Genomic DNA, 20,539 nt, shown 5'->3' with positions numbered 1-20,539 from the left:
GACTAATTTTTGATTAAAGGTTGTTTAATGTGCCTTCAGGCAGAACTGAAATCACACTGGCACGCTGAATTTTTACTTCTACGCCGCGGTTCAGTTCAACCACTGCAAAATCACCTTCAAGTTTGGTGATTTTGCCCATCAGGCCACCAGCAAACACCACTTCGCTGCCTACGCCCAGGCTGTCGATCAGGGCACGGTGTTCTTTGGCACGTTTTGATTGCGGGCGCCAAATCAGGAAGTAGAAAATTGCAATAAATACTGCAATCATCAAAAGGTTAGCAACCATGCTTGGTTGTTGTGCAGCTTCACCTGCTGCGTGAGCAGTAGAAATAAAAAGGCTCATTTCATTTTCCTAAACTAAAAACTGGAATCAATAACATTGATAATAAATTGACTTGTTCTGCAATTTACCCTGTCTTTTTCTTCAGCGCAAATACTGAAAAGATTAATCTTGCGGACAAGGCGGCACATCCAGGCCGCGACGGGCATAAAAGTCCTGTACAAAGTCATCAAAAGTGCCATTGTCCAAGGCATTACGGATATCTTGGGTAAAGCGTTGGTAATAGCGCAGGTTGTGGATGGTACCGAGCATTGAACCGAGCATCTCGCCGCATTTTTCCAGATGGAACAGGTAGGCGCGGGTAAAGTTCTTGCAGGTATAACAGTCACAGTGCGGATCGAGCGGGCTCTGGTCATGACGGTATTTGCTGTTACGAATCCGTACCAGACCATCGGTCACGAAATAATGACCATTACGGGCATTCCGGGTTGGCATTACGCAGTCAAACATATCCACCCCGCGGCGAATACCTTCCACGATATCTTCCGGTTTGCCGACACCCATCAGGTAACGCGGTTTATCTTCCGGCATTTTGTTCGGCAGATAATCCAGCACCTTGATCATTTCTTCTTTCGGTTCACCCACCGACAGACCGCCAATGGCATAGCCATCAAAACCGACGTCTAGCAGACCATTTAAAGACTCATCACGTAAATCTTCATACATCCCGCCCTGAATAATCCCGAACAGGGCATTTTTATTTTCAAGGACATTGTGATGATGTTCTTTACAGCGTTTGGCCCAGCGTAACGACAGCTGTAAAGATTTCTGTGCTTCTTCATGGGTCGCTGGATACGGCGTACATTCATCAAAAATCATGACGATGTCTGAGTTCAGAACCTTCTGGATTTCCATGGAAATTTCTGGAGAAAGGAATACTTTGGAGCCGTCAATTGGTGAACGGAAAGTAACGCCTTCTTCTTTAATCTTGCGCATGGCACCCAGACTAAAGACCTGGAAACCGCCAGAATCGGTCAGAATCGGCTTGTCCCATTTCATGAATTCGTGCAGGCCACTATGTTCTTTAATGACATCCAGACCCGGACGCAAATACAGATGGAAGGTGTTGCCTAAAATAATTTGTGCTTGAATGTCTTCAATATCACGCGGGAGCATGCCCTTAACGGTGCCATAGGTGCCGACAGGCATAAACACGGGGGTTTCTACCACACCATGTTCAAGAGTTAAACGACCACGACGGGCGCGACCCGATTGGCCTAATTTTTCAAACTTCATACAGGTTCCAAATCAAGGCGAAAAAACAGTTCGCTGATTGTTTGCGCTAAAAGTTCATCATTTTCCTAGATTCTGCCGTGAATTGCTAGTTTTGATGCGTTTTCTTGGGTAAATATTGTGGAGGAAAATCATGGCAATTACATGGCATAAAACTGCTGAATCCGTTGCTGGATTTCATCTTTCGGGAGGGCAAACAGGCCCTGTTCATTACTGTCCATGGCGGCAATCGAGTGAATCAGACGCTGGATATACAGATTGCTGTCAATAAAGCCCGGTTCTAGCGTCAGCAAATAGGCGGCGTGGGCTATTTCCAGATAATCATAGGGTTCAATTTCCAGCAGCTGCGCCAGATCAATCAGCAGGTCTTTATCAATCTGTTGCAGTTTTATCGCCGGTGGATGGGATGAAGCATCCAGCAGAGCAGGGCGCTGTTGATGGGCCAGAAACTCTTCTAGTAAGGGGCCAGGCGCATTCAGTTGCCGCGCAGAGTCCGCTGCCATTTGTGGCTGTTTGGCCACCTGCATGAAAAACACCATTGAACTCAGGTCCAGTCCATAGGCATTCGACAAGGCCTGCCGGGCCTGCTGAAACACATTTAGTAAAACCTGTAGATGGTTTTGTTGCGCGGAGTCACGCTGCTGAGCCAGTGGATGCCCAAAGATATGGCGCTTCTGGAAATAGTCTGTGAACAGGCGTTTAAACTGATTCAAATGCTGCTGATGTGGCTGGCTGCGATAGCGCCATTTCTGGACTGACCATTTGTCATGGTCTGACAGGTACTGGGCCGGATCTTCCTGCTCGCTAAACAGGCTGCGCCGGGTGGAAATGGCCAGATATTCAAAACCCAGATATTCATTCAGCACCAGGGCGCAGGCATAAATCTGGTCCTGTTCATACTGCTCATAGAGTTGAAAAAACTCGTGAATGAGCGCCGCTTGAAAGCTCTGTAGGTGTTCTAACATGGTCGAAACTAACTTTTTTATTTTTTAATCATGCTGTGGTAATGCCTGAGCTGTTATTGATATTTTGCTCAGTGTTCTGATTGTGACAAAGCACAGCCAAATGTCAACCGGATGTCATCTGCGTGGGAGAAATCTCGCTGTAATCATGACAGGCGGTTTGACATTGAATCAAGAGGTCATCTTGGTTTTAAAAATTCGGGCGATACTCAAAGCCTTGCTGCATGCTTGGATCACGGAACGGGCGAATGGCTTTTTTGCCCAAAGTTAAGGTGTTAATGATGTTGTTTGGGAAAATCTGAATCTGGTTATTAAACAGCTCGACATTGCGGTTAAAAATGGTAATCGCAGCACCGACATTTTCATTCTGTTCTTCAATTTCGTGCATCATTTTTAAATAGATGTCATTGGCTTTCAGCTCAGGATAGTTCTCGACCACCACGTTTAGGTTGTGCAGCAGCTCTTTACTCAAACGCTCAATATGTTGCAGCTGGGCGCTGTCGGTACTGTCCAGTTTCAGGTTTAACACGTTCTGGCGCAGTTCAGTCACTTTGGCCAGCGTGCCCTGTTCAAAACTAGAATATTGCTCCACCACTGGAATCAGCTGTTCCAGAATCTTGACTTTCTGGCGCTCATAACTGGTGACATCGGCCCAGGCACGAATACTGGCATTGTGATAACGCACAATATTGTTGCGAATCAGAATCCCGATAATCAGCACGGCCAGAATAATAGCCAGAAAAATCATCAATCCCATAGAAATCTCCCCACGTCCAAATTTATAAAAGCTGCAGCAAATGGCGTTGTAATTGTTCTAGATACGGTAATTTAAATGTACGCAGATGTCCACGTAAAGCCGAAATATCCTGAATGGTTTTATAGTTGCTGCTGGCCTGAAACAGGTTCTGGCTACCTACATAGCACAGGATTTTCTGTTCAGGATGAAACAGCAGATCGCCGGGCTGCGCGTTCAGAAAATTGGCCAGTTTCAGCACCACCGCCGGAGTCAGCTGCCGGGCCATCTGATGAGTATCGGTGCCATAGATGTTTAACTGCCGGTTAATCTGAATATCACTGGTATGCCACGGCTGGGTATAGGGGTAGGCAAAGCTTTTACGCTGCGAGCTGAGCGCCAGTCCCTGTAACTCGACCCCAAAGACAATGGCACCCCACAGGAATTTTTCAATTTCTTTGAGCCGCATTTTGTTGCCATTCTGGTCTTGGACCTGAATTTCAGAGACATAGCGATATTCAAACAGCATCACCTGATGGGTCTGGCCCTGTTCATCCTGCCAGTGGGTCAGAGCATAGCGGCGAATGTCATTGCTGAGATTGCCTTGCTGGAACAGCGGAAACAGCTGTTTGATTTGCGCAATAAAACGGACCGGCTGGAAGATGATCTGTTCATGCCGGGGAATGCTGTTAAAGGCCAACTGATACTTGAGCGCCAGTGCCTGTTGCTCCAGTTCCTGAATGGCATTGGTGATTGGGCGGCTGGATTCATAACAGAGAAACGCACCAAAGATCAAAAGGCCTCCCAGCAGCAGACACAGCTGCAAGGCCCAGTGCGCCGGGGCCAGCCAGAACAGCAGGATCAGTATCAGGCCGATGATGCCAAGCAAAATTGGCAGCTTGTTTTCAAAACGCAGGCTGATCGGGGCATTCCAGGGATGCAGCCGGTCAAGCAGTTCCTGCTGAGATTTGGCCTGGGCACCAATTTCCCAGAGCCGGGCGAGATTATTCCACACCAGCTGATTCTTCTTGCGGCGAATATGAATGCTGTGCTGAATATTCTCGATTGGCATGGGACAGTGCTCTAGCTGTGGGCCTGATCAATCAGCATGGCATCGCCATAACTGAAAAAGCGGTAACGCTGAGCCACCGCATGTTGATAGGCACGCATGATATTTTCACGACTCGATAGGGCCGACACCAGCATCAGCAGGGTTGATTCAGGCAGGTGGAAGTTGGTGATTAGACGGTCTACCACTTTAAATTTATAGCCCGGATAAATGAAAATCTGGGTATCACCGGTCCAGGCGGCCAGTGTGCCACCGTGTGCCTGTGCTGCACTTTCGACTGCACGGGTGGCCGTGGTGCCAACTGAAATGACTTTATTGCCACGTGCTTTGGCCTGCTGGATCATCTCCACAGCGGCGGCTGGTACATCACACCATTCGCTGTGCATGATATGGTTTTCAATATCAGTAGTACGTACCGGCAGGAAGGTTCCAGCACCGACGTGCAAGGTTACAAAGGTTTTTTGAATGCCTTTGGCTTCAAGCTTGGCCAGCAGTTCGGCATCAAAATGCAGGCTGGCAGTCGGGGCGGCAACACTGGCCAGTTTGGTTGGATCATTAAATACAGTTTGATAGCGTTCGGTATCAATCGCTTCTGCTTCACGGTTAAAGTACGGCGGAATGGGCAGGGCGCCGTAGCGATCCAGCACCTCTAGAATGGGCTGGGAAAACTCGACAATAAACAGGTTCTCATGCCGGCCTTGTACCGTGACTTTCACTTCATCTGGACCAATGAAGAGTTCAGCACCAGCTTTTGGTGAATTGCTGGCTTTAATATGACAATGCGCAATAAACTGATCTTGCATGCGTTCAACCAGCACTTCCACAGCGCCACCGGTAGCACGTTTACCTTTCAGGCGGGCTTTCATGACTTTGGTGTCATTTAAGACCAGCACATCACCAGCTTCAAGTAAATCGACAAGATCGGTAAATTGATGATCTTGATACTGACCTTCGGCATTGACATGCAGCAGGCGTGAGGCGCTGCGCTGTTCCAGCGGGTAACGGGCAATCAGTTCATCAGGGAGGTCGAAATTAAAATCAGAAAGTTGCATGGTTAAATAAATGCGCAAAACAATAACAGGATTGGGCGTAGTATATGCGTTTTTTGGTTTTATCGCTGAAATTGCCTAATTATAAGACAAAAAAAATCGGGTTGATTTATTTTTAAACAAATATGGGAGGCGAGCGTTGACAAGCGGGTGAAACAGTTTATTATACGCATCAACACCTTCCCGAGGTGGTGAAATTGGTAGACGCGGCGGACTCAAAATCCGCTGTCAGAGATGACGTGTCGGTTCGAGTCCGACCCTCGGGACCACAGATTTTAAAGAACCCCAAGCATATTCAGACTTGGGGTTTTTTATTGCCTCAAATTTATGGATAGCTATCTCATATCGCTTTGTTATTCGATACTGTATTTACAATCAAAAAATAAATGACTAATCGAGTATTTTGATCAATCCTGATTGCATATTTTAAGTTTCCTCCATAGCCGGTAAGACTCTAGGAAAATTTGTCGATGTGTTTTCCCTGTTTGATGTGAGTCCTCTTTTAGTTGAAGATATTCTGCGTAGTCCATGGTGACAGATACTTGTTTGCTTTTGCCAATATTAATTTCAATTTTTTGCATATAACAGGTGCTTGTTCAAAACGAGTAATAAGCATAATTTAAAATTGTAATTTCTATTGTAGGTTATTGAATACCAATGAGTTCACGTACGTACGCATGAAATATTTAAAGAGGGAAAATAGGTATTGGTTCAGCTTGTAATGAGTAGTGAGATAAAAAAACCGGCACCTTAGCACCGGTTTTTTTATGAGTTGACTAACAAAGGTCAGTCAAATCCAGTTTAAGCTTGTAATGAAGCCAGCGTTGCATTCAAGGTTTCGCTTGGACGCATCACGGCATTTACTTTCGCTTGATCTACCGCGTAGTAACCGCCGATATCTACTGATTTGCCTTGGACTTCTGCAAGTTCAGCCACGATTTTCTCTTCATTTGCAGCTAAAGCTTGTGCAAGTGGAGCAAATTTCGCTTTCAGTTCAGCATCTTCGTCTTGTGCAGCAAGTTCTTCTGCCCAGAATTTTGCCAGGTAGAAGTGGCTGCCACGGTTGTCCAGCTCGCCAGTACGACGTGATGGAGATTTGTCGTTGTCCAGCAGTTTGCCTGTTGCAGCATCTAAAGTCTTCGCCAGAAGTTTCGCTTTCGCGTTGTCTTCTTTAATGCCAAGCTCTTCTAGAGATACCGCCAGTGCCAGGAACTCACCTAAAGAATCCCAACGTAAGTGGTTTTCTTCAACTAGCTGTTGTACGTGTTTTGGTGCAGAACCACCGGCACCTGTTTCGTACATACCGCCACCAGCCATTAACGGCACGATTGACAGCATCTTCGCAGATGTACCCAGTTCCATAATCGGGAACAGGTCAGTCAGGTAGTCACGTAAGATGTTACCAGTTACAGAAATGGTATCCAGGCCACGAGCAACGCGCTCAAGCGTATAACGCATTGCACGGACTTGTGACATGATCTGGATGTCTAAACCGTCTGTATCGTGATCTTTCAGGTATTTTTGTACTTTCTTGATCAGTTCATTTTCGTGTGGACGGTACGGGTCTAACCAGAAGATGGCTGGCATACCAGAGTTACGTGCACGTGTAACAGCCAGTTTCACCCAGTCGCGGATTGGTGCGTCTTTCACCTGACACATACGCCAGATGTCGCCTTCTTCCACGTTTTGGGACATCAACACTTCACCTGTTTCCAGATCCGTGATGTTGGCAACACCCGCTTCAGGAATTTCGAAAGTCTTGTCGTGAGAACCGTATTCTTCCGCTTTTTGCGCCATCAGACCAACGTTAGGCACAGTACCCATGGTACGTGGGTCGAAGTTACCATTCCATTTACAGAAGTTGATCATTTCCTGGTAAATACGCGCGAAAGTCGATTCTGGCATTACTGCTTTACAGTCGTAAGGCTTGCCGTCAGCACCCCACATTTTACCACCACCACGAATCATTGCAGGCATAGAAGCATCTACAATGACGTCGTTTGGAGAATGGAAGTTGGTGATGCCTTTTGCAGAATCCACCATTGCAAGTGCAGGACGGTGTTCTTGACACGCGTGCAGGTCTTCGATGATTTCTTCACGTAAAGAAGTTGGCAGGGTTTCGATCTTCTCGTAAAGACCGGCCATACCATTATTGACATTAATGCCTAACTCGTCGAACAGTTTGCCATGTTTTTCGAAAGCATCTTTGTAGTAAATTTTCACACAGTGACCGAATACGATCGGGTGTGAAACTTTCATCATGGTCGCTTTTACGTGTAAAGAGAACAGGATGCCGGCTTCTTTACAGTCATCCAATTCTTTTTCATAGAAGTCGCAAAGCGCTTTTTTGCTCATGAACATCGAGTCGATGATTTCACCGTCTTGCAGCGCAACTTTTGGCTTCAGAACAATGGTTTCACCTGACTTGGTGATCAGTTCCATTTTCACGTTACGCGCGCGGTCTAAAGTCATGGACTTTTCGCCATGGTAGAAGTCGCCTTCGTCCATGTGAGAAACGTGAGTTTGTGACCACTGTTTCCACTCGCTCATTGAGTGCGGGTTTTTCTTCGCGTAGTTCTTTACTGCAGTTGGTGCGCGACGGTCAGAGTTACCTTCACGTAATACCGGGTTTACTGCAGAGCCCAGGCATTTGCCATAACGGGTCTTGATTACCTTTTCTTCCTCAGTGGTCGGATTTTCAGGGTAATCAGGAATCGCATAGCCTTTAGACTGAAGTTCTTTGATACATGCAGTCAACTGAGCAACAGAAGCACTGATGTTTGGAAGTTTAATGATGTTCGTATCTGGATCTTGTGTAAGACGACCTAGCTCTGCGAGGTTGTCAGTGACCTTTTGCTCGTCGGTGAGGTAGTCAGAAAATTCTGCGAGCACGCGTGCGGCCACGGAGATGTCACTTTTAACGATCTCTACGCCGGCCGGCTTAGTAAAGGTCTCAATAATCGGCAGCAGCGAATAAGTCGCCAGTAATGGCGCCTCGTCAGTCAGTGTGTAAATGATGGTTGACTTTCCACCAGCCATATATAGCCCCTTGCGTTGATTGAGTTTTGAGGGGGTGAAAGTGATGAATCAGCCCCTGCGAACCGGTTTGCTTAAGTAAAACCTTGAGAGTATCGACCCTCAAGCCTTTTCAGTCAACGTAATATCCGTGATAACGACATTTCGCTGAAAAATGATGCATTTTAATTCGTGATATTTGTGCCTGATATGAATCTACGCTTACCTGTTTGGGGAAGAAAAATACTAAAAAAAACCGTCTTTTTCCCTCAAGCTCGATCATTCCATCCAGCACATCTGTTAATCAGATTTGAATGATTAACCTGATTTTTTCAATACCAATAAGACAGATTGATAATTTGATGACGATTCACTGATCAGGCGGATATATTATCGTCCAAAAACATGAACAGAATATGTAAAACTAAAGTAACGTGGTGAACCCATTATCCGGTGAAAATTAACCAGGAAATTCCCTTAAAAATCCGATGAATTTACAGAAATCATACCTAACATAACACTGAAAAAGTGTATGAAAATGTGCCAATTTATTTTTAACCAAAATCAGTTAAAGTAGCTTGCTGTTTAAAAAGAGATAAACAAAAAGTAGTGAATTTATTTAATAAATTTAATGAAAATATACCTTTTTTTAAAATTTTTTCAGGTTACAAATTAATGAAGGAGCTTGGTTTATTCTTTTGGGTTTGGTGTTATATTCTCTGTTAAAGTTTGTTAACCGGGCTGAGCAATCGGCTTTAAAAATGGCCTAAATATTCTATAAGAATGGATCTCGGATGAGGCAGATATGAAGTTGCAGTTGCTTGAAATAGGTTCAGAAACTGAACAGCTGAGTTCATGCAGGTTGTCTCTGTTATTGGGGGTATTTACTGCCACCAATCAGATTGAGCGTTTTTTATCATCTGCCCGTAAAATTTTAGGGGTAGAGCGTTCCGCACTGGCCTTCGAGGGCGAACCCTATTTATGGTATGCTCATCAGGACTGTTTTAAAGCCTTTATTGCACCCGATCATATCCAGATTGTCGAACTGTTTGATGGTCAGGACTGCATTCATACCGAGCATCCTCACTATATACAACTGGTTGAGCGTATTGGCTCTTTAGGCGTAGAAGCAAAACGCTTTATGGCCTTTGATCTGAAAATGTCCGATGGTCGTTCGATTGGACAAATCCTGTTTTTCGACCAGAACGAGCAGCCTTTTTCGCTACAGGCGATTGAAATTCTCAGTGATCTGGCCACTAACCTGGTGAATTATCTGGAGTTAAAAGCCGAGCATGCTGAACTAAAAGAAATGTATGAGCAGCAGGCCGCGCTGAATTTTAGTAAAACCAAGTTTTTCCAGATTATTGCGCATGACTTGAGAGCGCCGTTTCATGGCCTGCTCGGTTTTTCCGAAGTTCTGGCGCAAGAACGCGAGACGCTGGATGATTCCAGTGTGCAAAATATTGCCGACTATTTATATGATACTGCGCAATCGACCTATAACCTGCTGGAAAGCTTGTTGAACTGGGCTATGGCAGAAGGCGGCCGCTTTATCTATCATCCAATTAACTTCAAGCTGCAACAGTCGTCGAAAATTGTCTGCGATGTCCTGAACAGTCTGGCGGTGAAAAAGAATATTCAGCTGATTAACCAGATTGATGATGATATTAAAGTCTATGCCGACATTAATATGATTACTTCGGTTATCCAGAACCTGGTGTCGAATGCGCTAAAATTCACCCCGACAGATGGTACCGGCAAGGTGACTTTACGCGCCGAACAGGCAGACGATGGCGTACACATCTATATTCAGGATACCGGCCTGGGCATGAGCCAGTCGCAAATGGATCAGCTGTTCCAGGCTGCGGTCACGGCCAGTAGCAAAGGTACGGCGGGTGAAAAAGGTACCGGTCTGGGCTTAGTATTGTGTAAACGTTTTGTCGACCTGAACAAAGGCGAAATTGTGGTGGAATCCAATGAAGGCGAAGGAACCACCTTTATTGTGACCTTGCCGCAGGCCACCAGCGCGCATCAGGCTTTAATGCCGGAGGATATACAGTTCGAAAAAGTAAAAATGTAGAAAACGCAATTTTCTTTTCCCCTCTAGCCAGACTCCTGATATAACTAGAAAAAACAGTCAGCTTTGGGTGTGTGAATGAATACGGAACAATTGCGCAAAACCTTAGGTGCCAGCCAATATGCAGAACAGGTATTGGCCAAGCACCAACCCCTCTTAGAACAAGATTATGCAGTTGACCGGTTTTTAACCCCTTTAAGCACCCAGCAGATTCAGCACACCGTGCAAACGACCTTGCAGGATATTCAGGATGAAACCGAGTGGATGCGTAGTCTGCGGATTTTACGTGCCCGGCTGATGTTTCGCTGGATCTGGCAAGATGCCAACCAGTTAACCGATGTGGTCACCCTGACCCGTGAACTGTCCGATTTCGCCGATGTCTGTGTAACAGCAGCCAAAGATTTTGCCCGGGCTCCCTTGGTGGCCAAGCATGGCGAGCCGGTGGGCTATAACGGTAAAGTACAGGACCTGATTGTGATTGCCATGGGTAAACATGGCGCGCAGGAACTGAATTTATCCAGCGATATTGACCTGATTTTTGCCTTCGATGAGCAGGGCGAAACCAACGGTCGTAAATGTATTGATGTGCAGCAGTTCTGTATTTTATGGGGACAGAAACTGATTTATCTGCTCGACCATATCACCGCCGATGGCTTTGTGTTCCGGGTCGATATGCGCCTGCGTCCCTGGGGCGACGGTTCGGCACTGGCGATTAGCCATGTGGCGCTGGAAAAATATTTAAGCCAGCACGGCCGTGAATGGGAACGCTATGCCTGGATCAAGGCACGCATTGTCACCGGAGGCAAAGAAGGGGATGAACTGCTGGAGATGACCCGGCCGTTCGTGTTCCGCAAATATGTCGATTACACCGCCTTTGAAGCCATGCGTGAAATGAAGGCCATGATTGAGCGCGAAGTGCAGCGCCGTCATCTGGAAGATGATATTAAACTCGGCGCTGGCGGGATTCGTGAAGTCGAGTTTATTGTGCAGGTGTTTCAACTGATTTATGGCGGGTCCAAGCTGGAGCTACAAGACCGGCAATGTCTGGTCAGCCTGAATCATCTGGATGAAGCTGAATTGCTGGACAGCAAAGCCGTGGCCGAGCTGGAAGATGCCTATTTATTTCTGCGCCGGGTTGAACATGCGATTCAGGCGCTGAATGACCAGCAAACCCAGTCCTTACCGACCGAGCCAGAATTGCGTCAGCGTTTGATCAGCACTTTAGGTTTTGCGAGCTGGCCAGATTTTATGGCTTTTCTAGATGAAAAACGCGCCAAGGTCATCTATCAGTTTGAGCATTTAATTAAAGAAAAAGAACCTGATCCGCTGGTCGAAAGTTTTAGCCAGCTGGAACAGCGCCTGAATGAAGTGCTGGATGATCAGGCCAAAAATCTGGTGCATGAATTCTGGTATGGACATGCGCTGAAAAAATTACCGGCCAAAGCGGTACAGCGTCTGAAAACCTTCTGGCCGCATCTGGTCGAAGCAGTGTTGCAGTCAGATATGCCGCAAGTTGCGCTGGTACGGTTGATGCCGTTGGTGGAATCGGTAATGCGCCGTACCGTGTATCTGGTGATGCTGATTGAAAGCAAAGGCGCATTGCAACGTCTGGTAAAAATGGCCACCGTCAGTCCATGGATTTGTGAAGAGCTGACCCATTATCCGGTGCTGCTGGATGAGTTTCTGTCGATGGATTTTGAATTGCCGAAACGTCAGGATCTGGAAGATTCCTTGCGTCAGCAATTGCTGCGGATTGAGGTCGATCAGGTCGAAGACCAGATGCGGGTACTGCGCCTGTTTAAAAAATCCAATGTACTGGCAGTGGCAGCCAGTGATGTGCTGGCCGAAAGTCCGCTGATGAAAGTTTCTGATGCGCTCACCGATATTGCTGAAGTGTCAGTCAATGCTGCCTTGCATCTGGCTTATCAGATTACCGCGAAAAAACATGGTTTCCCGCTGGATGCTGAAGGTCAGCGCTGTACGCTGGATCATATGGCTTTTACCGTGATTGGTTATGGCAAGGTGGGCGGGATTGAACTCGGTTATGGCTCAGATCTGGATCTGGTCTTTATTCATTATATGGATGAACAGGCCGATACCGACGGGCTCAAACCCATCAGCGGTTTTGAGTTTGCGATGCGGGTGGGACAGAAGTTTGTGTCATTGATGACCACCCAGACTTTAGATGGCCGCGTTTATGAAGTGGATACCCGGTTACGTCCGTCTGGGGAAGCAGGATTACTGGTCACCAGCCTGAAAGCCTTTGAGCATTATCAGCTAAAAAGTGCCTGGCTGTGGGAGCATCAGGCATTGGTGCGCGCGCGCAGTATTGCCGGTGAACGCTGCCTTCGGGACAAGTTTGAGCAGCTACGCTGCCGGATTTTGACCCAGCCGCGTGAACAGGCGCATGTGCGTGCCGAAGTACTGAAAATGCGCCAGAAGATGAAAGACCATCTCGGTTCATCAAATGAGCAAAAAAAAGATGGAATTTTTCATTTAAAACAGGATGCAGGTGGTATCGTTGATATCGAATTTATGGCACAGTATGCGGTGTTAGCGTGGAGTGGGACGAATAAAGATCTCGCCCATTACTCCGACAATGTACGAATCCTTGAGGATGCCGCAAAGACAGGTTGCTTATCCAGCAACGATGCGACTGCTCTGATTCAAGCTTATCTCCGTGAACGCGCAGAGAGCCACCGCTTAGCCCTTGCAAATCAATCCATGCAAGTGTCTGCAAGCGACTGGCACGATACCCGAATGACCGTTTGCAAGTTATGGCAAAGACTGATTGATCCAGCTGCAGCATTTGCGCTGGAGAGTGAATAATTGTGAAAAATTGGAGTTTATGGCATGAATTTGGCTGATCGTGATGGTTTTATTTGGCAAGATGGACAACTGGTTGACTGGCGTGAGGCCAAAACTCACGTGTTGACCCATACCCTGCATTACAGCATGGGTGTGTTTGAAGGTGTCCGTGCCTATGAAACCCCGAATGGAACGGCTATTTTCCGTCTAAAAGAGCACACAAAGCGTTTGTTAAATTCTGCAAAAATTTATCAAATGAAAGTGCCGTTTGATCAGGCAACTTTAGAGCAAGCACAAATTGATGTGGTGCGTGAAAATAAACTGGCATCTTGCTATTTACGTCCAATCATCTTTATTGGTTCTGAAAAACTCGGTATTGCGGCAACAGACAACACTATTCATGCCGTGGTTGCAGCGTGGAGCTGGGGTGCTTACTTGGGTGAAGAGGCAATGGCGAAGGGTATTCGCGTAAAAACCTCATCATTTACCCACCATCATCCAAACGTGACCATGTGTAAAGCCAAAGCGTCTGGTAACTATACGCTGTCGATTCTGGCACACCAAGAAGTGGCGCATTCAGGTTATGACGAAGCGATGCTGCTGGATCCACAAGGTTATGTGTGTCAAGGTTCGGGTGAAAACGTATTCCTGGTTAAAGATGGTGTGATTCATACCCCAGATATCGCTGGTGGTGCGCTGGATGGGATTACCCGTCAATCGATTATTACCATTGCTAAAGACTTGGGTTATGACGTGGTTGAGCGCCGTATTACCCGTGACGAATTCTATATTGCCGATGAAGCCTTCTTTACGGGTACGGCTGCAGAGGTCACCCCGATTCGTGAATACGATGACCGTCAGATTGGTGAAGGTGTCCGTGGTCCAATCACCACGCAAATCCAGAAAGCCTACTTTGATGCAGTGCAGGGCAAAGATCCGAAATATGCACACTGGTTAACTTATGTAAAATAAGTTAAACAGATAAAAAAGGACTCAGATGAGTCCTTTTTTATGGGCTGGGAAATACTCTTAATCATCCATACCAAAAATATCGCGGCTATAGACTTTTTCCAGCACATCTGCCAGCTCATCGGACTGGCGATTGGCAACAATCACATCGCTATATTGTTTAAATTCATCCAGATCCTGCATAACTTTGGAGTGAAAGAATTCATTTTCCTGCAAGGTCGGCTCGTAAATCACCACTTCCACGCCGCGGCCTTTAATGCGTTTCATCACGCCCTGAATGGCCGATGCCCTAAAGTTGTCTGAACCACTTTTCATGACCAGACGGTAAATACCGACTACTTTCGGGTTGCGTTGCAGGACGGACTGGGCAATAAAATCTTTACGGGTGGCATTGGCATCGACAATGGCCTGAATTAAATTGCTCGGTACATTGTGATAGTTGGCCAGCAGCTGCTTGGTGTCCTTGGGTAGGCAGTAGCCGCCGTAGCCAAAGGACGGATTGTTATAATATTTGCCAATCCGCTGATCCAGACAGACGCCATCAATAATCTGTCGGGTATCCAGCTGAAATAGCTGCGCATAGGTGTCCAGCTCATTGAAATAGGCCACGCGCATAGCCAGATAGGTGTTGGCAAATAGTTTGATGGCTTCGGCTTCGGTGGAACCGGTAAAGAGCACCGGGCAGTCTTTTTTGATGGCACCTTCGAGTAGCATATCGGCAAACAGTCGGGCACGCTCCGACTGCTCTCCGACAATAATCCGTGAGGGATACAGGTTGTCGTGTAGGGCTTTGCCTTCACGCAAAAATTCCGGTGAAAAAATAATATTTCCACTACGATATTTCTGTTTGATTTTTTCGGTAAACCCGACCGGAACGGTGGATTTGATGATCATGGTGGCGCAGGGATTAATTGACAGTACATCCTGAATTACGCTTTCAACACTGTCGGTATTAAAATAATTGGTCTGCGGGTCGTAATCGGTAGGCGTGGCGATAATCACATAATCAGCATCCTGATAGGCATCGGCCTGATGCAGGGTGGCTTTAAAATTCAGGTCTTTATTTTTCAGGAAGTCGCTAATTTCAGGGTCTTGCAGGGGAGAAATGCCATAATTCAGCAGTTCGACTTTTTCAGGAATGATATCGAGCGCCACTACTTCATGCTGCTGCGCAAAAATCATGGCATTGGAAAGGCCAACATAGCCGGTACCGACAATACTAATTTTCATAATCTATTGTTGTTCTGCGATGAGTTCTAATCTGCATTTTGAATGTGCAAGTTCGATGACGCTTTTCTGACAGTTATTTTGCAGTGGCTTTTCTTTGCAGCCATTCTGCTAATTTGTAACTCTGTGATATGATGGCGCCATTGCTCAGGTGGATCATGCGGCATGGCTTTACATGAAACAGAGATGAACTCTCAATCTTCTTTAATGCAGGAACAGAATGTTGTTCTGTGCATGAAATGGGGAACCAAATACGGTTCGGAATACGTTAACCGTTTGTACAATATGGTCAAACGCCATACCACAGTCGACTTTAAAATGGTCTGCCTGACTGACCGTACTGAAGGCATTAATCCGGAAGTAGAATGTTTTCCGATCCCGCCGCTGGCTTTGCCAGAAGGGGCGCCAGAACGTGGCTGGAATAAGCTGTCTACCTTTGAACCTGATCTCTATGGTTTAAAAGGAAATGCTTTATTTTTAGATCTGGATGTGGTGATTGTCGATAATATTGATGAATTCTTTACACATCCGGGTGAGTTTCTGATTATCCATGACTGGAAACGACCATGGCGTATTACGGGTAATAGTTCAGTTTATCGCTTTAAGCTCGGAGCTTTTCCTGGTCTTTTGCCATATTTCCGCGAACATTTTGATGAAATCCGTCAAAAATTCCGTAATGAGCAAGCTTATCTTTCTTGGTATGTAGATCAGGAGAAGAAACTCAGCTATTGGCCAGATAGCTGGTGCAAGAGTTATAAATATCATTGTCTGCAAAAAATTCCAATGGCTTATTTCAAGCCACCAGTAAAGCCTGAGGGCGTAAAAATTATTATTTTCCATGGGGAGATTAATCCACCTGATGCTATTAATGGTGGTGGTGGTAAATGGTATCGCTATGTGTTGCCATCCCAGTGGATCAAGGATGCTTGGCAGTAATTCAAATTAAATGGTTTAAACATGCCCGTAAGAAAGAAAAGTAAGTTTGAACAATGGTTTTCATTTAGCCGACATCAGCGTCGTTTTGGCGCAGATAAAGTCTATGCTCAGCTTGAGGGCGTAGATATTGAACAACTGAAAAATGAAGTTATTATCGGTGATCAAATCCGGTATACGCATGGTTCAGCGAAAGATTTAAATGAGCATATTGAACAACTTAAACATGAGTTTGTTGGTCAACCGGCATTAAGTCATTATCATGCAAGCCTTATTGTTTTGATTCGGCGTGAAGTAGATGTCGAAGAAAATTTTGAAAAATTTAAAGCATTATGGATGAATGAGCGAGATTTTTTGCTCAAGACTTTAAATATTCGATGGTTAATATCAGCATGTGATACTTTTTTAGATTTGCACGATGATATCGCACTTAAAGCGACATTAATGAATGCAGTTGTGTTGATTAATACATTGAAATTACAAGAAACTGAACGTTATTTATGTGATCAGTCTACGGTAGTGTGTGAATTAAAGCGGGATCGGTTACCACAAGAACGTGTAACATTATTTGATGGAACTTCAGCATTCGTTGTAGGGACTGATGATACATTACGAAATATGCGTTGGCGTTTAGATCAAATTTGCAAGATACATCCACTTGGAGTGATAGTTTTAGAAATATTCGATCGATTACAACATGAGGAGAACAATACGGTTTATTTAAGATTTAAGAAACAACATACGCGTGAAAAGACACGTTGGTGGTAAAGATGGAAATATTAATTATTAATTTACCTAAATCTAAGGAACGACGTGTCTTTCAAGAACAACAATTTTTAAAAGTTGGGATTCAACCTACTTTTTTACAAGCTGTGTCGATAGATCAGATTTCAGAAGAGCAATTTAATGCGGAAGCTTTCGGGTGGCAGCGACCGTTAAAAAAAGTAGAGTTAGCTTGCTTTCTAAGTCATAAAAAAGCATGGCAACAGGTTGTAGATCGTAATCAACCTATGCTTATTCTAGAAGATGATGCTGTCGTGGTAAGTGATATTGTGCAACTTCTAGAAGATATACAATCTCAAACCTTAAATTTATGTCCTGATCTAATTAATCTCGAAGTTAGAAGTCGTAAAAAAATCGTAAGTAAAAAGCCAGCTTGTCATTTAAATAGTTCAGGGTACAAATTATTAGACTTGTTCCAAGAGAGAACAGGAACAGGGGGCTATATATTGTTCCCAACGGGTGCGCAAAAATTATTGGAAAAAGCGGCTCACTCTGCAGCTGCTACAGCAGATGCTTTTATTTTCAGTACCTATAATTTAAATGCTTATCAGGTTGAACCAGCAGCTTTGATACAAGAAGATCAAATGATTGCGTATGGCTTATCAGATACGGAAAACTTTGAATCAACAATTGGTCGCTCTGAAAACTTCAAGCCTACCTATAAGTCTGTATCCGAAAAGAAAATGTTTAGGAAGCGCCGTGTTATGGGGCAATTTCAAATGGCTTTTCGTTATTTACAAGTACTATTTAAAGCAGAAAAGCGTTTTATATTTTTAGATAAAAACCGATTTTAATAAGGTTCAACTTAATGAAGAAAAAGGTCGTATTAGCTATTTTTACTTTACAGGGTAATGGGGCGGAACGTTTTGCATTAACTCTAGCGAAAGGGATTAATGATGCAGGTCATGAAGCTCACATCGTTTACTTTAAAGATATAATTGATTTACCAATACCCGATGGTGTACGAACACACTTTTTTAATTATCAAAAATTCCGTGCTATTCCAAAAATTATGCGTCCGGGCCTTGCTGCGAAAGCCTTTGACCGTTTTGTCCGCAAGCACATTGGTGAACCCGATTTAGTTTTGTCGAATCTTTTCCCAGTGGATTTTATTTTAAGCCGTAGTACTTTGTCGAATGTTCATATGGTCATCCATAATACGACAAGTCAGGAATATGCTGGTCGTTTAGATGGCAAGATGCTAGAACAATTAAAAAAGGTTTATCTATCCAAACCATGTGTTGCGGTGAGCCAAGGTGTGGAGCAGGATTTCCGTCAGGTCTTTGGTGAAAAGAGCCGTATTACGACGATTTATAATCCAATTGATATCGCAGTAGTTCAAGCGGCAGCAGCAGAATTTCAGCCGGATTTACCAGCACGTTATTTAGTAAATGTGGGCAAGTTTAAACAACAAAAACGCCACGATATCCTGATCCGTGCTTATGCGAAGGCTCAAATTGATTTACCTTTACTGTTAGTCGGAACAGGTGAACTCATGGCTGAAAATGAGAAACTTGCTCAAGACCTAGGGGTCGCAGATCAAGTGCATTTTCTTGGCTTTCAAAAAAATCCATATCCTTATATTCAAGCGGCGACGGTGATGGTGGTGTCTTCTGATTTTGAGGGCTTTAGTATTGCGATTTTGGAGGCCTTGGCGTTGGGTACCCCAGTCATCAGCACGGATTGTCCTTCTGGGCCACGGGAAGTTTTGCCTGAAAATTGTCTAGTACCTGTGCAAAATGTCGATGCATTAGCAGCCAAGTTACGTGCTGTGGCAAAAGGTGATATCAATGTGCACAGCCATTTAGATGCACTGTTTTTAATTGAAACAGCAGTTACACACTATTTAAATCTACAAGAAATTTAATTTTACCCAACGGCATGACGCTATGATTACAGTTTACGATACAGCATGTGGTTCTCTAAATATGGGGGATGAAATCATCATGGATGCGGTGATGATGCATTTGGAGTCTCTATTTAGCCATGAGCAATTCTGTCGTTACCCAACACATTATGCATTAGCAGCCAAGACTTTAAAAAAAGCGTGGCAAAATCAGTTGGCCTTTGTTGGGGGAACCAATTTACTTCGTAATTATTGGCGTTTTCGTGCCCGTAAAAACCAATGGTCGATTGGCTTTTTTGATGGCTTTAAGATGCAACCTGCCATTTTAATGGGGGCTGGTTGGAATAGCTATGCAGAAAAACCTGAATTGAAAGCGAAAGTTTTTTATAACTATGCGCTGTCTAAACAGTATCTTCATTCTGTACGTGATCAGTACACCTTAGAGAAACTAAAAGCGTGTGGTATTGAAAATGTGATCAATACGGGCTGTCCAACCTTGTGGCAGCTAACCCCTGAACATCTCAAGCAAATCCCAAGCCAAAAAGCGCAGTCAGTGGTCTTTACTTTAACAGACTATAGCCGTGATATTGAGGCCGATGTACAGTTGGTTCAGTGTCTCAAAGAGCACTATTCAAGCTTATACTTTTGGGCACAAGGTTCGGAGGATAATCAATATTTCGATCAACTTGCACAGCAGCAACCTGAACTGTTCAATGGTATTGTGCGTATAGCAACAAATTTAACTGCCTATAATACGTTATTAAAAGATCATGAGATTGATTTTATCGGTACACGCCTACACGCTGGGATTCGCGCTCTACAATTAAAGAAACGTGTGATTATTATTGGGATTGATAACCGTGCATTAGAAATGCATAAAGACTTTAATCTGCCAGTTGTAGAACGCCATGATCTAACCTTATTGAAACAACGGATTAATATGCAATGGCAGCCTGAGATTCATTTGCCGTTTGATGCGATCGCGCATTGGAAAAGTCAATTTGTAAATTGATGCTATTGGTATATTTTCATTCGAAGTTTTTATAATGCTATATTTCATCATTTTTAGTTTAATTTTATCGTTAAGCTTTTTATTTAAATTTAAAAATAATAGATATAGAGTGAACAATGTTGTCGTTGTTTCCTCTATGTTGTGCTCACTCTTTTTTATTTATAAACCTTTAGCCTTGTTTTTGTTGAACATTGCTTTATGTTTTATTGTGCTTGAAACTTTTGTAGTTTTAAAATACAAGGATTTTAATGAGGGTATTTTGGAGTCAATCTTAAATACCAACAAAAATGAATTGATCGAGGTGTTGAGTAAAAATTTAATCCTCATTCTTCCTGCATTCCTTGTCATTTTACTTGGGCGGATTCAAGCGGCAAGTGCAACAGTATAAAAACCAGCCATAACTTCACTCGGTGTATACCAGCCTAGTGTTTTTCTAGGACGATGGTTAAGTGACAATTCTATCTGCTCTATTTCATCGTTTGA

General features: G+C 44.5%; 17 protein-coding genes, 1 tRNA gene and 1 pseudogene. 10 read left to right on the top strand and 9 right to left on the bottom strand.

The window, feature by feature from the left end:
- Positions 1-13: 13 nt before the first annotated feature.
- From yajC to queA, 6 genes are all read right to left on the bottom strand, one after another.
- Complete coding sequence (gene yajC, locus FTU55_RS09550; protein ID WP_005180065.1) at positions 14-343, bottom strand: preprotein translocase subunit YajC; 330 nt, start codon at positions 341-343, stop codon at positions 14-16.
- A gap of 102 nt (positions 344-445) precedes the next feature.
- Positions 446-1,576, bottom strand: a complete 1,131-nt coding sequence (gene tgt, locus FTU55_RS09545) for a tRNA guanosine(34) transglycosylase Tgt (RefSeq protein ID WP_180046912.1) — start codon at positions 1,574-1,576, stop codon at positions 446-448.
- Positions 1,577-1,713: 137 nt separating this feature from the next.
- Positions 1,714-2,538, bottom strand: a complete 825-nt coding sequence (locus FTU55_RS09540; RefSeq protein WP_180046911.1) for a DUF4303 domain-containing protein — start codon at positions 2,536-2,538, stop codon at positions 1,714-1,716.
- A 187-nt stretch (positions 2,539-2,725) separates the two neighbouring features.
- A complete protein-coding gene (locus tag FTU55_RS09535; protein WP_104472048.1) occupies positions 2,726-3,292 on the bottom strand; it encodes a LemA family protein in 567 nt (188 codons plus the stop codon).
- A gap of 22 nt (positions 3,293-3,314) precedes the next feature.
- A complete protein-coding gene (locus FTU55_RS09530; RefSeq protein WP_104487901.1) occupies positions 3,315-4,340 on the bottom strand; it encodes a hypothetical protein in 1,026 nt (341 codons plus the stop codon).
- A gap of 11 nt (positions 4,341-4,351) precedes the next feature.
- Positions 4,352-5,389, bottom strand: a complete 1,038-nt coding sequence (gene queA / locus FTU55_RS09525) for a tRNA preQ1(34) S-adenosylmethionine ribosyltransferase-isomerase QueA (RefSeq protein ID WP_168382661.1) — start codon at positions 5,387-5,389, stop codon at positions 4,352-4,354.
- A 179-nt stretch (positions 5,390-5,568) separates the two neighbouring features.
- On the opposite strand from queA, the gene FTU55_RS09520 reads away from it, so the two are divergent.
- A tRNA-Leu gene (locus FTU55_RS09520) sits at positions 5,569-5,655 on the top strand.
- A 532-nt stretch (positions 5,656-6,187) separates the two neighbouring features.
- On the opposite strand, the gene FTU55_RS09515 is transcribed toward FTU55_RS09520, so the two are convergent.
- Positions 6,188-8,425, bottom strand: a complete 2,238-nt coding sequence (locus FTU55_RS09515) for an NADP-dependent isocitrate dehydrogenase (protein ID WP_168390989.1) — start codon at positions 8,423-8,425, stop codon at positions 6,188-6,190.
- Positions 8,426-9,206: 781 nt separating this feature from the next.
- On the opposite strand from FTU55_RS09515, the gene FTU55_RS09510 reads away from it, so the two are divergent.
- The 3 genes from FTU55_RS09510 to FTU55_RS09500 all read left to right on the top strand — a co-directional run bounded on the left by FTU55_RS09510 (position 9,207) and on the right by FTU55_RS09500 (position 14,258).
- The gene (locus FTU55_RS09510) at positions 9,207-10,481 is read left to right on the top strand and encodes a GAF domain-containing sensor histidine kinase (RefSeq protein ID WP_168383318.1); all 1,275 of its coding nucleotides are present in this window, start codon (positions 9,207-9,209) and stop codon (positions 10,479-10,481) included.
- Positions 10,482-10,556: 75 nt separating this feature from the next.
- The gene (glnE, locus tag FTU55_RS09505) at positions 10,557-13,307 is read left to right on the top strand and encodes a bifunctional [glutamate--ammonia ligase]-adenylyl-L-tyrosine phosphorylase/[glutamate--ammonia-ligase] adenylyltransferase (RefSeq protein WP_127800694.1); all 2,751 of its coding nucleotides are present in this window, start codon (positions 10,557-10,559) and stop codon (positions 13,305-13,307) included.
- Between the two features lie 24 nt (positions 13,308-13,331).
- Positions 13,332-14,258, top strand: a complete 927-nt coding sequence (locus tag FTU55_RS09500; protein WP_005180046.1) for a branched-chain amino acid transaminase — start codon at positions 13,332-13,334, stop codon at positions 14,256-14,258.
- 57 nt (positions 14,259-14,315) lie between these two features.
- Here FTU55_RS09500 and FTU55_RS09495 read toward each other — a convergent pair whose 3' ends face one another.
- Positions 14,316-15,485 (bottom strand): nucleotide sugar dehydrogenase, encoded by a 1,170-nt coding sequence (locus FTU55_RS09495; protein ID WP_180046909.1) that lies wholly within the window; start codon positions 15,483-15,485, stop codon positions 14,316-14,318.
- Between the two features lie 162 nt (positions 15,486-15,647).
- On the opposite strand from FTU55_RS09495, the gene FTU55_RS09490 reads away from it, so the two are divergent.
- From FTU55_RS09490 to FTU55_RS09465, 6 genes are all read left to right on the top strand, one after another.
- Positions 15,648-16,418: a glycosyltransferase gene (locus FTU55_RS09490; RefSeq protein ID WP_257223332.1), complete on the top strand. Its 771-nt coding sequence runs from the start codon at positions 15,648-15,650 to the stop codon at positions 16,416-16,418.
- 21 nt (positions 16,419-16,439) lie between these two features.
- On the top strand, positions 16,440-17,183 hold the full coding sequence (locus FTU55_RS09485) for a hypothetical protein (RefSeq protein ID WP_180046907.1): 744 nt from the start codon (positions 16,440-16,442) through the stop codon (positions 17,181-17,183).
- A gap of 2 nt (positions 17,184-17,185) precedes the next feature.
- Positions 17,186-17,992 (top strand): glycosyltransferase family 25 protein, encoded by an 807-nt coding sequence (locus FTU55_RS09480; RefSeq protein ID WP_257223331.1) that lies wholly within the window; start codon positions 17,186-17,188, stop codon positions 17,990-17,992.
- Between the two features lie 14 nt (positions 17,993-18,006).
- Positions 18,007-19,065, top strand: a complete 1,059-nt coding sequence (locus FTU55_RS09475) for a glycosyltransferase (RefSeq protein ID WP_180046903.1) — start codon at positions 18,007-18,009, stop codon at positions 19,063-19,065.
- A gap of 22 nt (positions 19,066-19,087) precedes the next feature.
- A complete protein-coding gene (locus FTU55_RS09470) occupies positions 19,088-20,056 on the top strand; it encodes a polysaccharide pyruvyl transferase family protein (RefSeq protein ID WP_180046901.1) in 969 nt (322 codons plus the stop codon).
- A gap of 109 nt (positions 20,057-20,165) precedes the next feature.
- On the top strand, positions 20,166-20,444 hold the full coding sequence (locus FTU55_RS09465) for a hypothetical protein (RefSeq protein ID WP_180046899.1): 279 nt from the start codon (positions 20,166-20,168) through the stop codon (positions 20,442-20,444).
- Here the strand turns inward: FTU55_RS09465 and FTU55_RS09460 are convergent.
- A pseudogene (locus FTU55_RS09460) lies at positions 20,420-20,539 on the bottom strand (IS30 family transposase); the annotation flags it as partial. The gene FTU55_RS09465 and the pseudogene FTU55_RS09460 overlap by 25 nt on opposite strands.

Origin of the sequence: Acinetobacter sp. YH12117, assembly GCF_013418865.1 — a bacterium.
In the GTDB taxonomy this organism is placed as follows: domain Bacteria; phylum Pseudomonadota; class Gammaproteobacteria; order Pseudomonadales; family Moraxellaceae; genus Acinetobacter; species Acinetobacter indicus.
Note: the sequence above shows the minus strand (reverse complement) of the source record. Positions and strands in the feature narration are given on the sequence as shown.

Excerpts from the sequence above, each read along its gene's own strand:
- yajC (WP_005180065.1), bottom strand. The coding sequence starts at position 343 with ATGAGCCTTTTTATTTCTACTGCTCACGCAGCAGGTGAAGCTGCACAA.
- tgt (WP_180046912.1), bottom strand. The coding sequence starts at position 1,576 with ATGAAGTTTGAAAAATTAGGCCAATCGGGTCGCGCCCGTCGTGGTCGT.
- FTU55_RS09540 (WP_180046911.1), bottom strand. The coding sequence starts at position 2,538 with ATGTTAGAACACCTACAGAGCTTTCAAGCGGCGCTCATTCACGAGTTT.
- FTU55_RS09535 (WP_104472048.1), bottom strand. The coding sequence starts at position 3,292 with ATGGGATTGATGATTTTTCTGGCTATTATTCTGGCCGTGCTGATTATC.
- FTU55_RS09530 (WP_104487901.1), bottom strand. The coding sequence starts at position 4,340 with ATGCCAATCGAGAATATTCAGCACAGCATTCATATTCGCCGCAAGAAG.
- queA (WP_168382661.1), bottom strand. The coding sequence starts at position 5,389 with ATGCAACTTTCTGATTTTAATTTCGACCTCCCTGATGAACTGATTGCC.
- FTU55_RS09515 (WP_168390989.1), bottom strand. The coding sequence starts at position 8,425 with ATGGCTGGTGGAAAGTCAACCATCATTTACACACTGACTGACGAGGCG.
- FTU55_RS09510 (WP_168383318.1), top strand. The coding sequence starts at position 9,207 with ATGAAGTTGCAGTTGCTTGAAATAGGTTCAGAAACTGAACAGCTGAGT.
- glnE (WP_127800694.1), top strand. The coding sequence starts at position 10,557 with ATGAATACGGAACAATTGCGCAAAACCTTAGGTGCCAGCCAATATGCA.
- FTU55_RS09500 (WP_005180046.1), top strand. The coding sequence starts at position 13,332 with ATGAATTTGGCTGATCGTGATGGTTTTATTTGGCAAGATGGACAACTG.
- FTU55_RS09495 (WP_180046909.1), bottom strand. The coding sequence starts at position 15,485 with ATGAAAATTAGTATTGTCGGTACCGGCTATGTTGGCCTTTCCAATGCC.
- FTU55_RS09490 (WP_257223332.1), top strand. The coding sequence starts at position 15,648 with ATGGCTTTACATGAAACAGAGATGAACTCTCAATCTTCTTTAATGCAG.
- FTU55_RS09485 (WP_180046907.1), top strand. The coding sequence starts at position 16,440 with ATGCCCGTAAGAAAGAAAAGTAAGTTTGAACAATGGTTTTCATTTAGC.
- FTU55_RS09480 (WP_257223331.1), top strand. The coding sequence starts at position 17,186 with ATGGAAATATTAATTATTAATTTACCTAAATCTAAGGAACGACGTGTC.
- FTU55_RS09475 (WP_180046903.1), top strand. The coding sequence starts at position 18,007 with ATGAAGAAAAAGGTCGTATTAGCTATTTTTACTTTACAGGGTAATGGG.
- FTU55_RS09470 (WP_180046901.1), top strand. The coding sequence starts at position 19,088 with ATGATTACAGTTTACGATACAGCATGTGGTTCTCTAAATATGGGGGAT.